Annotated in this window: 12 protein-coding genes; 8 read left to right on the top strand and 4 right to left on the bottom strand. The window is 69.8% G+C overall.

Translation table 11 applies throughout. The annotated features are described in order from the left end of the window. Positions 1 to 7: 7 nt before the first annotated feature. The 4 genes from hemC to K6T84_RS20580 are packed head-to-tail and all read left to right on the top strand — an operon-like array spanning position 8 to position 4,087. Entirely contained in the window at positions 8 to 937 is a 930-nt protein-coding gene (gene hemC, locus K6T84_RS20595) for a hydroxymethylbilane synthase (protein WP_224865658.1), read from the top strand. 21 nt (positions 938 to 958) lie between these two features. Then, on the top strand, positions 959 to 2,683 hold the full coding sequence (locus K6T84_RS20590; RefSeq protein ID WP_224864344.1) for a bifunctional uroporphyrinogen-III C-methyltransferase/uroporphyrinogen-III synthase: 1,725 nt from the start codon (positions 959 to 961) through the stop codon (positions 2,681 to 2,683). Between the two features lie 7 nt (positions 2,684 to 2,690). Continuing rightward, the gene (gene hemB, locus K6T84_RS20585) at positions 2,691 to 3,674 is read left to right on the top strand and encodes a porphobilinogen synthase (RefSeq protein ID WP_225401306.1); all 984 of its coding nucleotides are present in this window, start codon (positions 2,691 to 2,693) and stop codon (positions 3,672 to 3,674) included. Beyond that, the gene (locus K6T84_RS20580; RefSeq protein ID WP_224864346.1) at positions 3,671 to 4,087 is read left to right on the top strand and encodes a hypothetical protein; all 417 of its coding nucleotides are present in this window, start codon (positions 3,671 to 3,673) and stop codon (positions 4,085 to 4,087) included. The genes hemB and K6T84_RS20580 overlap by 4 nt, the downstream gene beginning before the upstream one ends. Positions 4,088 to 4,093: 6 nt before the next feature. Here K6T84_RS20580 and K6T84_RS20575 read toward each other — a convergent pair whose 3' ends face one another. Next, positions 4,094 to 6,247 (bottom strand): cellulase family glycosylhydrolase, encoded by a 2,154-nt coding sequence (locus tag K6T84_RS20575; RefSeq protein WP_304621317.1) that lies wholly within the window; start codon positions 6,245 to 6,247, stop codon positions 4,094 to 4,096. 161 nt (positions 6,248 to 6,408) lie between these two features. Here K6T84_RS20575 and mce1N point away from each other — a divergent pair, with 161 nt between their 5' ends. The 4 genes from mce1N to K6T84_RS20555 are packed head-to-tail and all read left to right on the top strand — an operon-like array spanning position 6,409 to position 9,685. Next, positions 6,409 to 6,951 carry a transport-regulating membrane protein Mce1N gene (gene mce1N, locus K6T84_RS20570; RefSeq protein ID WP_224864347.1) on the top strand — a complete coding sequence of 181 codons (543 nt, stop codon included), beginning with the start codon at positions 6,409 to 6,411 and terminating at the stop codon, positions 6,949 to 6,951. Beyond that, a complete protein-coding gene (locus K6T84_RS20565) occupies positions 6,948 to 7,220 on the top strand; it encodes a hypothetical protein (protein ID WP_224864348.1) in 273 nt (90 codons plus the stop codon). The genes mce1N and K6T84_RS20565 overlap by 4 nt, the downstream gene beginning before the upstream one ends. Positions 7,221 to 7,246: 26 nt before the next feature. Further along, complete coding sequence (locus tag K6T84_RS20560) at positions 7,247 to 9,322, top strand: heavy metal translocating P-type ATPase (protein ID WP_225401953.1); 2,076 nt, start codon at positions 7,247 to 7,249, stop codon at positions 9,320 to 9,322. Between the two features lie 36 nt (positions 9,323 to 9,358). Next, entirely contained in the window at positions 9,359 to 9,685 is a 327-nt protein-coding gene (locus K6T84_RS20555) for a hypothetical protein (protein ID WP_224864349.1), read from the top strand. 20 nt (positions 9,686 to 9,705) lie between these two features. On the opposite strand, the gene K6T84_RS20550 is transcribed toward K6T84_RS20555, so the two are convergent. From K6T84_RS20550 to K6T84_RS20540, 3 genes are all read right to left on the bottom strand, one after another. Then, entirely contained in the window at positions 9,706 to 10,527 is an 822-nt protein-coding gene (locus K6T84_RS20550) for an alpha/beta hydrolase (protein WP_304621318.1), read from the bottom strand. A gap of 65 nt (positions 10,528 to 10,592) precedes the next feature. Next, complete coding sequence (locus tag K6T84_RS20545) at positions 10,593 to 11,579, bottom strand: ABC transporter ATP-binding protein (protein ID WP_224864351.1); 987 nt, start codon at positions 11,577 to 11,579, stop codon at positions 10,593 to 10,595. A gap of 3 nt (positions 11,580 to 11,582) precedes the next feature. Further along, positions 11,583 to 12,626 carry an ABC transporter permease gene (locus K6T84_RS20540; RefSeq protein WP_224865661.1) on the bottom strand — a complete coding sequence of 348 codons (1,044 nt, stop codon included), beginning with the start codon at positions 12,624 to 12,626 and terminating at the stop codon, positions 11,583 to 11,585. Positions 12,627 to 12,702 lie beyond the last annotated feature (76 nt).

The raw sequence follows: 12,702 nt of genomic DNA, 5'->3' as shown, positions 1-12,702 counted from the left end.
GGGTGAAGTGATCCGGATCGGCACGCGGGGCTCTCTGTTGGCCACCACCCAGGCCGGGACCGTGCGCGACGCGTTGGTGGCCGCCGGTCATCCCGCGGAACTGGTGGTGATCAGCACCGTCGGCGATCGTGCCTCGGGGCCGGTCGCCGACCTCGGCGTGGGGGTGTTCACCGCAGAGCTGCGCGAGGCCATCGCCGATGACCGGGTGGACGCCGCGGTGCACTCGCACAAAGACCTGCCGACCGCGCAAGATCCCCGATTCGTGCTGGCCGCGATTCCGCGCCGCGAAGACCCTCGGGACGCGCTGGTGGCCCGCGACGGCCTGGTGCTCGGGGAGTTGCCGGCGGGCGCGGTGATCGGCACGTCCTCGCCGCGACGGGCCGCGCAGCTTAGAGCACTGGGTCTCGGTTTGGAAATCCGCCCCCTACGAGGCAACCTAGACACCAGGTTGAACAGGGTAAGCAGCGGCGAACTCGATGCCATCGTGGTAGCCCGGGCGGGTCTGGCCCGAGTGGGACGCCTCGAGGTCATCACCGAGACGCTGGAGCCGGTACAGATGTTGCCGGCGCCGGCTCAAGGTGCGCTGGCGATCGAGTGTCGGGCCGGCGACACCGCACTTGCGGCGTTGCTGGCGCAGTTGGACGACACCGACACCCGCGTCGCGGTCACTGCGGAGCGCACCCTGCTCGCCGAGCTGGAGGCGGGTTGTTCCGCACCGGTCGGCGCGATCGCTGAGGTGGTCGAGTCGATCGATGAGGACGGCCGTGTCTTCGACGAGCTGTCGCTGCGCGGTTGCGTGGCGGCGCTGGATGGGTCCGACGTGATCCGCGCATCCGGCATCGGCAGCCCCGATCGGGCCCGGGAACTGGGGGTCTCGGTGGCCACGGAGCTGTTCGAGTTGGGTGCGCGCGAGCTGATGGCGGACGGGAAGTACTGAAGAAGTGACTGGGAGTGGGAAATGGCTCGCCAAGTGAGCGTGCGTGGGCAGAAGCCCAAGCCGGGCCGCATCGTCTTCGTCGGCTCGGGTCCTGGTGACCCGGGCCTGCTGACGGCGCGAGCGCGAACGGCGCTGACGAACGCCGCTCTGGTGTTCATCGATCCCGACGTTCCCGAGGCGGTGCTGGCGCTGGTCGGCATCGATCTGCCTCCGATCGTCGGCCCGGTGCCGCCGGAGGCCCGGACCGAGACGGCCGCAAATGGCACAGACGGCCCGGCCGACGCCGACGGTGCCGACAGCGCCGAGAACTCTGCGGACACCGCCGCCACGGTTGCCGGTGGAGCCGACGTGCGCCCCGCGCTGGGCGAGCCGGCCGACGTGGCCAAGATCCTGGTCGCCGAGGCCCGAGCCGGTGCCGACGTGGTGCGCCTGGTCGCCGGAGACCCGCTGTCGATCGACTCCGTGATCACCGAGGTGAACGCGGTGGCCCGCACCACTGTGCAGTTCGAGATCGTGCCGGGCCTGCCCGCCACCAGCGCGGTGCCCACCTACGCCGGCCTGCCGCTCGGCTCGTCGCACACCGTGGCCGACGTCCGCGGTGACGTGGACTGGGCGGCGCTGGCCGCCGCGCCGGGTCCGCTGATCCTGCAGGCCACCACCTCGCATCTGCCCGAAGCGGCCCGCACCCTCATCGAGTACGGCCTGTCGGAGTCCACGCCGTGCGTGGTCACCAGTTCGGGCACCACCTGTGCGCAGCGCTCGGTCGAGGCCAGCCTCATCGGGCTGACCGACCCCGCCGCGCTGGCCAGCATCGATCCGGTCGTTCTGCCCAACGGTCAGGAGACCTCGGCGGGGCCGCTGGTGGTGACCATCGGCAAGACGGTGAACAACCGAGCGAAGCTGAACTGGTGGGAGAGTCGCGCACTGTACAGCTGGACCGTGCTGGTGCCGCGCACCAAGGACCAGGCCGGCGAGATGAGCGACCGGCTGGTCAGCCACGGCGCACTGCCCGTCGAGGTGCCCACCATCGCCGTAGAGCCGCCGCGCAGCCCCGCGCAGATGGAAAGGGCCGTCAAGGGATTGGTGGACGGCCGCTACCAGTGGGTGGTGTTCACCTCCACCAACGCGGTGCGTGCGGTGTGGGAGAAATTCGGCGAGTTCGGTCTGGACGCCCGCGCGTTCTCCGGGGTCAAGATCGCCTGCGTCGGCGAGGCCACCGCGGAGCGGGTCCGGGCGTTCGGAATCAGCCCGGAGCTGGTGCCGTCCGGCGAGCAGTCCTCGCTGGGCCTGCTCGACGAGTTCCCGCCCTACGACGACATTTTCGACCCGGTCAACCGGGTGCTGCTGCCGCGTGCCGACATCGCCACCGAGACGCTGGCCGAGGGCCTGCGGGATCGGGGCTGGGAGATCGAGGACGTCACCGCCTACCGCACGGTGCGTGCCGCACCGCCGCCCGCCCACATCCGGGAGATGATCAAGACCGGTGGGTTCGACGCGGTGTGCTTCACCTCGAGCTCCACGGTGCGCAACCTGGTCGGGATCGCCGGCAAGCCGCACGCCCGGACCATCGTGGCCTGCATCGGACCCAAGACCGCCGAGACAGCAGCCGAATTCGGGCTGCGGGTCGACGTGCAGCCGGAGACTGCTGCGGTGGGGCCGCTGGTGGACGCGCTGGCCGAGCACGCCGCCCGGCTGCGCGCCGAGGGTGCACTGCCGCCGCCGCGTAAGAAGAGCCGCAGGCGTTAACCACCCGATGACCGGCTTCCCGCGGCAGCGTCCGCGCCGGCTGCGATCCACGCCGGCGTTACGCCGACTGGTGGCTCAGACCTCGTTGGAGCCCAGGCATCTGGTGCTGCCTATGTTCGTCGCCGACGGTATATCGGAACCGCGGCCCATCTCTTCTATGCCCGGTGTCTACCAGCACACCCGCGACTCGCTGCGCGCCGCCGCCGCCGATGCGGTGGCCGCCGGGGTGGGCGGGCTGATGTTGTTCGGGGTGCCCCAGCAGGCCGACAAGGACGCCACCGGCTCGGTCGGGGCCGCTCCCGACGGGGTGCTCAACGTCGCGCTGCGCGACTTGGCCGCCGATCTGGGCGATGCCACCGTGCTGATGGCCGACACCTGCCTGGATGAGTTCACCGATCACGGCCATTGCGGTGTGCTCGATCACCGCGGCCGGATCGACAACGACGCGACGGTGGCCGGCTACGTCGAACTTGCTGTCGCACAAGCGGAATCGGGCGCCCACGTGGTGAGCCCCAGCGGAATGATGGACGGCCAGGTCGCCGCAATCCGCGACGGTCTGGACTCCGCCGGATTCCACGACACGGTGATCCTGGCCTACGCGGCGAAGTTCGCCTCGGCGTTCTACGGCCCGTTCCGTGACGCGGTGGCCTCCACGCTGTCCGGAGACCGCCGCACCTACCAGCAGGAGCCCGGCAATGCCCGCGAGGCGGTGCGGGAGATCACCCTCGACCTCGCCGAGGGCGCGGACATGGTGATGGTCAAACCGGCGATGGGATACCTGGACGTGATCGCGGCCGCGGCCGAGGTGTCCAGCGTTCCGGTTGCCGCCTACCAGGTTTCGGGCGAGTACTCGATGATCGCCGCGGCGGCCGCCAACGGCTGGATCGACCTGCGTTCGGCCGTGTGCGAATCGCTGATCGGCATCCGGCGAGCGGGTGCCGACATCGTGCTGACGTATTGGGCTGCCGAAGTCTCCGGCTGGCTGATGTGACCGGGCAACCGGACGTGACGGCCCGACCGGCTGACGTCGACACCGGGTTCTGGCTGTGGCTGGCCGCACTGCCGTTGATGACGACCGGATACGCGATCAGCCTCCTGACCGCCCCCGAGGTCACCGCATCGGCGGTCACCTACACGATCGTCGGGCTGACGACGGTGGTGGTGCTGGTGATGGTGACCACCTTCCTGGTGTTGATGCGCTCCGGATACCGTTGGGCCCGAACCCTGTTGACCGGTGGCGGGATCGCCTCGGTGGTGTATTCGGTCAGTGGATTGGCCCACGCCGACGCCCGGCCGTCGGTAGCGGTGCCGCTGGCCGTCACCGGCATCGTCGGGTCGGTGCTGATCGCGGCGGGCACCTTCCTACTGCACCGAGCGCAGTCCCAGGAGTACTTCGTCCGTTAGCCGGGGCTACCCGGCGGCTTTGACTACCACGTCGACGGTCCCGGTGCCGTCCGAGGCGATGATCAGGACGGGTGCGCCCGCAGCCGAGACGACGTGTCCGCCGGTGACGCTGACCTGGTAGCCGTCCGGGTACTGGATGGGCGGCACCGAGATCTGGCTCTGCGATCCGGACGCGAAATGTCCTGTCCCGCCGGCTATTGCGGTGGAGTAGCTCAGGTGGAACGTGCCGTCGGTGAACGACCAGGAGGTCGGGGTGCCGGCCACCGCCTGCGCGTACGGCGCCGACGTGGCTTCCAATCTGGGCCAGTCGACGTTGTCGCCGACGGGCGGCTTGCTCGGGTCGAAGACCAGTGCATTCCCCGGGGCGGTGCCGGTGATGGCGGGTACCCCGTTGTAGGCCCACTGCGACCAGCCCCACATGCGCTGGTCGGCGGCGTTCATCACCATGGTGGCTTCCTCTGCGCCGTTTCCGGATCCGAACTCCGAGATGAATCCCGGCACGCCGTACTTGCTGGTGTACGCCTCGCCATTCTCGGCCAAGAGCTCGATGTAGCCCGGGCACAGCGGGTTCAGGGCCATGCTGATGCTGGTCAGCATGCAGTAGTCGTGGAATGCGAAGACGCCGTGCGGGTCGTCGACCTCACCCAGCTGAGTCGGTACCGCCTCGTTGAAGAGGGTGTTCGGCTCGTAGATCAACGGAGTCGTCGGGTCGACGGACCGGATCGCCGCGCTCACCTGATTGTAGAACGGGGTCAGCTGTTGCGCCTCGTAGTAGGAGTTGCCGAATATCGTTGACAGCCAGGATGATCCGGCCCAAGGTTCGTTGATGATCTCGTACCCGGCGATGTTGGGGTCGTCCTTGAAGTAGTCCGCGACGGCTTGGGTCATCCGCGCGTAGTGATTCAGCAGCCCCACGCCGTCGGGTCCTTTGGCGTTGGACCACAACATGTCCCAGGCGTGATTCTGCGCCGGGTTGAGCGGGTAGTTGAGGCCGAAGCCGATGTCGGGGTTCGGCAGGCCGCCGGTCTGGGTGGCCCACTCCGGTGCGCCTTCGCCGCCGAACACCGGGCTGAAGTCGTCCTGGTGGAAGTCGATGATGCTGGCGATGCCGTGGTTGGCCAGGATCTGCACGGTCTGGTTGATCGAGGCCAGGTAGTTGTAGTCGATGACGCCGGGCTCGGGTTCCACACCCGCCCAGATGACGCCCAGCCGTATCGAGTTGAAGCCGTTGGCGGCCAGGAACGCCGCGTCGTCGTCGCTGAACCCACCGGCGGAGGGCTCATACGGCGGAATCTTGTAGACCTCGTTGAACCCGTGCAAGACCACGACTCGGCCGTCGGCGTCGGTGATCCAGGTGCCGGCCGTAGTGATGCCGGCGACGGCTGCCGGGGCGCCGTCGAGGGTGCCGGCGTGGCCGTGGTCGCCGTGAGCGCCGAGCAGCAGGCCGGCGTTGCCGCCGGCTCCGCCGAGGCCGGGCAGGTCGTGTGCGCCGGTGTAGGTGCCGTCGCCGGCGTCTCCGCCGGTTCCGCCGATGCCCATCAGCCAGCCGCCGTTGCCGCCGTCGCCACCATTGCCACCGAGACTGCCGTCTGCGCCGTTGCCACCGGTGCCGCCGTTGCCGAACATGCCGGCGTCGCCCCCGGTGCCACCGATGCCGGTGCCGCTGGATTGGGTGTTGTGCCAGCCGTTGCCGCCGTCGCCGAACAACCAGCCGCCGTCGCCGCCATCGGGATTGTCAGCCGTGCCGTCGACGCCGTCGCCGATCAGGGCGCGCCCGGTCAGTGCCAGGAACGGCTGGTTGATCAGGTTGTTCACCTGTTCGCCCAGATCGCTGTTGATCCAGCCTTCGATGCCGGTGTGGATCGGGGTGTAGAAGTACTGCAGCAGCCAGGTGTTCGGGTCGGCGAGTGCCGGTCCGGCCAGGGCGGAGCCGGCGAGTTCGGCCAGGACGGCATCCCAGTGACCGGGGGACAGGAAGGTGTCCCAGGCCGCGGGCGAGGCCACCGCATCCCAGTCGAGGTTGCCGGTCGTGCCGTCCAGGAACGGTGCCAGGAAGTCGTCGGCAACGGCGTCGAAATCCGCCTGGGCGGCCGGTGCCATCCCGAACGTCAGGAATGCACCGGCGGCAGCGACAGATCCGAGAACTCGGCGACTCGCCATGGTGGACTGTCCATCCCTATTGGCTGGGGAAATCGCGATGCGCGTCTACGCAGATGGAAATCTAGCTGAGTATTTGCTTATGTGTAAATAAAATGACGTAATTTGGTTATCAGGTTGCGGCCCAGGGTCGCGCTCGCGGCCTCGCGTTAGGCTGACCCCACATGTCTGAATCCGAACCCACCGCGCACCCGGCACCGTTGTTCTTCGAACACGGCGCCAGCTGGTACTGGGTGCTGTTCGGCCCGGTCGCCGCCGCACTGTTGGTGGCGATCCAGAACTCCGGCGGCTACGGCGTCCAGCCACTGTTTCCGGTGCTGCTGGCGCTGCTGGTCTCGGCCATGCTGGCCGTTCAGGTGAAGGCGGCTCGCATCCACACCTCGGTCGAACTCACCGCGGATGCTCTTCGGCAGGGCACCGAAACCCTGCGGTTGTCCGAGATCGTGATGATCTTTCCCGAGCCCGGACGGCCCACCGGCTGGCGCAAGCCGCAGCCGGAGAAGTGGCAGGAAGCCCGGGCGCTAGGCGAGCTCAGCGGGGTGCCGCGCCGTCGGGTGGGCATCGGGCTGCGGGTGACCGGGCGCCGCACCGTTCAGGCCTGGGCGCGCGATCACCGCAGGCTTCGCGCAGCACTGGCCGAACTGGTTCCGGATGCCGTTCCACCCGGCGGGCTCGTCGTCCCGGACCTGGACGGGCCGCAGGAATGAGATCGGCGCGGGCAGCGCTGGTCCGGGCGGTCGTCGAGTTGACCCTGGCCGGTGCCGCGGCGGTGGGATGCGCGGTGAGCTGGGGCCACGTTCGTCATCCGGTGCTGGTGGCCCCGGTGCTCGACGGCGAGCCGGCCACCACCTCGATGGCCTACCAACCGCCGATGCTGCTGTTGGCGTGGGCGTTGGCGACCGCAGCGGGAGTGCTGGCGGTGGTCGGTGCCGCCCGGCTGAAAAGGCTGCGCAGGCTGCGGAAGGTGGCGGGGTGATCACAACCGACCTGGAACTGCGCGGCATGACCTGTGCGTCCTGCGCGGCCCGGGTGGAGCGCGGCCTCAACGCGCTCGACGGAGTGCACGCCACGGTCAACCTCGCCGTCGAACGCGCCCGCGTCGAGCACCCGCCGAGCGTTTCCGGCGAGGATCTGGTGCGGGCGGTGGAGTCGGCCGGCTATCAGGCCGCGGTGATCGGCGCGGGCCACGAGCATCCCTCCGAACACTCCGATGTGCCGGCCGGTCAACTGCGCGCCCGGCTGATCGGCTCGGCGCTGCTGGCCGTTCCGGTGGTGGTGCTGTCGATGGTGCCGGCCTGGCAGTTCGACGGCTGGCATCAGCTGGCGCTCGCCCTGACGACCCCGATCGTGGTGTGGGGCGGCTACCCGTTCCACAGTGCCGCCCTCCGCACCGCCGCGCACGGTGCCGCCACCATGGACACCCTGGTGTCGCTGGGGACGTTGGCGGCCTATCTGTGGTCGATGGTCGCGGTCATCGCCGGATCCGGACACCTCTACTTCGAAGTGGCGGCCGTGGTCACGGTGTTCCTGCTGGCCGGCCGCTTCGCCGAGGCGCACGCCAAACGATCGGCCGGTGCAGCGCTGCGCGAACTACTGGAACTCGGCGCCAAGGACGCCGCCGTGATGCGACGCGGCGAGGACGGGCTCAAAGAGATCCGGGTGCCGATCGCCGACCTGCGGGTGGGCGACGTCCTGGTGGTCCGGCCCGGTGAGCGCATCGCCACCGACGGCGTGGTCATCGACGGCAGCACCGCACTGGACACTGCGGCGATGACGGGTGAGTCGCTGCCCGTCGACGTCGGTGAGGGGGACGCGGTGCTGGGTGGCGTCCTCAACACCACCGGTCTGGTGCTGGTGCGTGCCACCAAGGTCGGCGCCGACACCCAACTCGCCCGGATCGCCAAGCTGGTCACCGACGCCCAGGCCGGCAAGGCGTCCATCCAACGGCTGGCCGACCGGGTGTCGGCGGTGTTCGTGCCCGCGGTGCTGGTGATCGCCGCGGTCACGCTGGCCGGCTGGTTGGCGACCGGGCATTCGGCTGCTGCGGCGTTCACCGCGGCCGTCGCCGTGCTGATCATCGCCTGCCCCTGTGCGCTGGGGCTGGCCACCCCGACGGCGATCCTGGTCGGCACCGGCCGGGGCGCCCAGCTCGGCATCGTCATCAAGAACCCGCAGGTCCTGGAGGCCGTCAAGGACATCGACACGGTCGTGCTCGACAAGACCGGAACGGTCACCACCGGCGTCATGACCCTCGGCGGCCTGGCCGTCGCCCACGGGGAGGACCCGAACACCGTGCTGGCGCGGGCTGCCGCCGTCGAATCCGGCTCGCAGCACCCGATCGCGGCGGCCATCGTCGCCGGGGCCGCCGGCCTGACGATCGGCCCGGTGAGCGAGTTCGCCAGCGCTCCCGGCCACGGCGTGAGTGGCGTGGTCGACGGCGTGCGGGTCGAGGTCACCCGATCGCCTGCCGCGCACCAGACCGGGACGGCCGTCGAGGTCTCCTGGGACGGTCGGGCGCGCGGGACGATCACGCTGACCGACACCATCCGGCCCACCAGTGCAGCGGCGGTGGCCGAACTCAAGGCCATGGGCATCACCCCGGTGCTGCTCACCGGCGACGGCGCCGCCGTGGCGCGCAAGGTGGCCGCCGAGGTCGGGATCGATCCGGCCGACGTCATCGCCGACGTGCTGCCGACCGACAAGGCTGAGGCCATCACCAAGCTGCAGGCCCGAGGTGCCCGGGTGGCGATGGTCGGTGACGGCGTCAACGACTCGGCGGCGCTGGCCACCGCCGACATCGGGATGGCGATGGGCAGCGGCAGTGACGCCGCCATCGAGGCCGGTGACCTGACGCTGGTGCGGGCTGATCTGGGGGTGGTCCCGGCCGCGCTGCGCCTGTCGGCGCGCACGCTGAGCATCATCCGGCAGAACCTGGTGTGGGCGTTCGGCTACAACGTCGCGGCGATCCCGCTGGCGGCGGCCGGAATGCTCAACCCGATGATTGCCGGCGCGGCGATGGCAGCGTCCTCGGTGCTGGTGGTGACGAATAGCCTGCGGCTTCGCCGGTTCGCGGGGTAGGGTCCGGAAATCGTTCGAATGAAGGGGGAAATGCACATGAAGTCAGTGAAGTTTTCTGCTGCCGCCGGTCTCGCTTTGGCGGCCCTGGCCTCTGCCGGCGCTGCAAGCGCCGACCCGGCTAACCCGGATCCGTTCAACCCGGCCGACTGTACGGCGAACGCGAACGCGGTCTGCAATGCTGGGCCGTACGGGCCCGACAGCCTGACGAACCCGGCGAACATCAACAGCCCGATTAACTTGGACAACCCGGCCAATCCCGCCAGCCCGATGGACCCGATGAACCCGGCGAACATCAACAGCCCGATGAATCCGATGAATCCGGCGAACATCAACAGCCCGATGAATCCGATGAACATGCCCTAGGGACCGCAGGCCTGCCGAGCTCAGGAATCCATCCAGCCCAGCTCGGCCGGCAGCTGCCCGCGCCAGTACGACACGTCGTGACCCCCGGGGCTGAACTCGCCCGCCGGCCGGGGGTTCAGCTGGCCGACGAAACTCTTGGTCGCGTAGAAGAAGCTGTCCGAGGTGCCGCAGTCGACCCGCAGCGGGATCGGCGCCAGCTTCGGCGCCAGGTTGAACACCGAGTTCGTCCGCCAGTCGTCGACGCTGTCGAAAGCGCCTGCGGGAGCGCCGAAGTAGGTCATATAGATCGCCGGGCTGATCGCGCAGATCCCCGCGGTGCGCGCCGCGCCCAGTCGGGTGCCCAGCAGCATCGCGCCGTAGCCGCCCATCGACCAGCCCATGAACCCGACCCGTGAGGTGTCGATGCCCTTGTCGGCCAGCATCGGGATCAGCTCACCCAGCACCATGGCCCCGGAATCCCCACCGGAGGCGTGCGGCCGCCAGTAGGTGTTGCCGCCGTCGACGGCAACCACCGCGAACGGCGGATGCCCGGCGGCGGTCAGCTTCGCCAGTTCCTCCTCGACGCCCAGGTCCATCACCCAGGCCGCGTCGCCGTCCTTGCAGTGCAGGGCGATCACCGGCCGCAGCGGGGCGGTCTGGCCCGGCGGCCGGGCGATGATCCAGTTGGTCTCCAGCCCGCCGCGCGCCGCGGACACGAACGACCCGGACTCCCGCGTCGGAAAGGCGTTTCCGGTGGCGTATGACGATGGCGGGTTCAGCCACGCACCCGACCCCAGCAGGCCTGCTGCACCGACCCCGAGGCGCAGTGCAGCCCGGCGGGTCAACTCAGCCATGCCGGCCATCATCTCGCGCCGGCGGGGCGGGGCCGGAAAGGCACGCCGCGCTGACGGTCACACTGCGGCAACGGTCAGGTTGATTCCGGGACCTCGGGTGCCGGCGGTTGGCCGAACTGCTCCCGGAACGCCTCCACGGTGTAGCTCACAACGGTTGCCTCGCGGGGCGCCCGGACCGTCGCGTTGCGCGGAATGCGGACCATCGGCCCCAGCTGACCCGCGTAGTTGTCGGGTTTGCCGATCTTGAGCAGCCCTTCGCCGGCGCCGGCCGAACCCGGGGCGATCTCCACCTCACCGTCGGTGACCACATACATCAGATCCTCGACGGTGCCCTGTTCCAGCAGCACCGCACCGGGCCCCAGCCGCACCGGCGTCTGCTCCGGGCGGGCCGGGGTTGGCGCGGCGGTCGGCGTCAGCTGGATGACGATGTCGGCCAGCGGCACGATCCGGGTGTCGTGGGTGGCCACCACCACCACGCGGTCACCGGCGGCCAGGCCCCGCAGCAGTTGCACCACCTCGTCGGCGCGGACGAAGTCCAGCTGTGCGGTGGGCTCGTCGGCCAGGATCAGCGGCGGGTCCAGGGCCAGCGCGCGTGCCACGGCCACCCGCTGCTGCTGACCACCGGACAGCTGTCCCGGCCGGTGGTGGGTGCGGTCGGCCAGGCCGACGCGGGTCAGCAGATCCCGGGCGCGCTCTTGCGCCTGCCACTGCGTCCAGTCGGCCGCCCACAGCGGCACCATCACGTTCTCCAGCGCGGTCAGGCTCGGCACCAGGTTGAACGCCTGGAACACGATGCCGACGGTGCGCCGCCGATACGAGGTGATGTCGCGGCGGTTCAGCGCGGTGACGTCGGTGCCCCCGAACAGGATCTGGCCGCTGGTGGGGCTCAGGATGCCGCCCAGGCACGACAACAACGTGGTCTTGCCGCACCCGCTGGGGCCCAGGACCACCACCAGCGAGCCGGCCGGGATCTCCAGGCTCAGGCCGTGGATGGGACGCACCGGCTCCCCGCTGCCGGTGGCGTATTCGATGACCAGGTCGCTGATCCGCAGGTCGCCCATGTTTTAGGGCCCCCCGAACGCCATCACCGGGTCGACGGCCACCGCGTGCCGCACGCCGGCCAGGCTGGCCAGCAGGCCGATAACCACCGCGGTCAGCCCCAGCAGCGCGAAGGATGAGCCGGTCACCGCCACCAGCATCGGGAACGCCGGACCGATCGCCACCGCCAGCACCCCGCCGAGCACCGCCGCGGCCACCGCGACGATCACCGACTGCAGCGCCAGCCCCGTCAACACCATCCAGGTGGTGACCCCCAGCGCTTTGAACACCGCGAAGTCGCGGGTGCGCTCGAGTGCCGACAGATAGATCAGCGACCCGACGATCAGCCCCGCGACGCCCCACAGCAGCACCGACATGTACGACAGTGCCAGCTGCGCCCCGGCCAGCGGCCGCACCATGTCGTCCACCGCGGCGGCCCGGTCCACCACCCGAAAGCCCTCCGGCGCCTTTGCCGGGGTGCCGCGCACGCCGATCGCCGAGACCACCGGCTGCCCGGAATACATCAGCCGCTGCGCCCCGGACACCGTCAAGAAGGCATTCGGCTGGCCGGCCAGCGTCGTCGACTTCGTCACCAACCCCACCACCCGCAGCTTGTCGGCGCCCAGCTCGACGTCGTCGCCGATGGCGCGCTTCAGGGTGGTCGACGCCAACATCTCGTTCGGCTCGGTGGGTGCACGTCCCGAGGCGATCGGCGGCATCGCCTCTTTGGGTACGCCGTAGACGTTGACGTTCAGCGGTGATTCGCCGTCCTGCAGGATCGTGTTGCCGTAGACCACCGGCAGTGCCGCATCGACGCCGGCGATCTTGCCGACATCGCCGGCTTCCTTCTGCGGGAAGCGTGACGAGCCCATGAACGGGCCGACGGCGGCGGTCTGGATCACGTAGCCGTCGATGTCGAGGGAGTCGACCACATGCTCGGCCTCGACCCGGAAGCCGTGGGTCAGGCCGGCCAGGACCAGCGTGAGTGCAAAGACCAGGCCGGTGCCGACCGCGGCCACGATGAATCGGCGCAACCGCCACTGCAGATCACGAAAAGCAGTGATGAGCATCCGCACGGCCGCATGTTATCGCAGCGTGCCGGTGTGGCGGCGCTCTCGGTGGCGGGGACGGACGCGACTCCGCAAA

Origin of the sequence: Mycobacterium zoologicum, from assembly GCF_020181635.2 — a bacterium.
In the GTDB taxonomy this organism is placed as follows: Bacteria; Actinomycetota; Actinomycetes; order Mycobacteriales; family Mycobacteriaceae; genus Mycobacterium; species Mycobacterium zoologicum.
The sequence above is the reverse complement of the archived record's forward strand: the minus strand, read 5'-3'. Positions and strand labels throughout refer to the sequence as shown.

Coding starts and splice junctions, on each gene's coding strand:
- K6T84_RS20590 (WP_224864344.1), top strand. CDS start 959: ATGGCTCGCCAAGTGAGCGTGCGTGGGCAGAAGCCCAAGCCGGGCCGC.
- hemB (WP_225401306.1), top strand. CDS start 2,691: ATGACCGGCTTCCCGCGGCAGCGTCCGCGCCGGCTGCGATCCACGCCG.
- K6T84_RS20575 (WP_304621317.1), bottom strand. CDS start 6,247: ATGGCGAGTCGCCGAGTTCTCGGATCTGTCGCTGCCGCCGGTGCATTC.
- mce1N (WP_224864347.1), top strand. CDS start 6,409: ATGTCTGAATCCGAACCCACCGCGCACCCGGCACCGTTGTTCTTCGAA.
- K6T84_RS20565 (WP_224864348.1), top strand. CDS start 6,948: ATGAGATCGGCGCGGGCAGCGCTGGTCCGGGCGGTCGTCGAGTTGACC.
- K6T84_RS20560 (WP_225401953.1), top strand. CDS start 7,247: ATGACCTGTGCGTCCTGCGCGGCCCGGGTGGAGCGCGGCCTCAACGCG.
- K6T84_RS20555 (WP_224864349.1), top strand. CDS start 9,359: ATGAAGTCAGTGAAGTTTTCTGCTGCCGCCGGTCTCGCTTTGGCGGCC.
- K6T84_RS20550 (WP_304621318.1), bottom strand. CDS start 10,527: ATGGCCGGCATGGCTGAGTTGACCCGCCGGGCTGCACTGCGCCTCGGG.
- K6T84_RS20545 (WP_224864351.1), bottom strand. CDS start 11,579: ATGGGCGACCTGCGGATCAGCGACCTGGTCATCGAATACGCCACCGGC.
- K6T84_RS20540 (WP_224865661.1), bottom strand. CDS start 12,626: ATGCTCATCACTGCTTTTCGTGATCTGCAGTGGCGGTTGCGCCGATTC.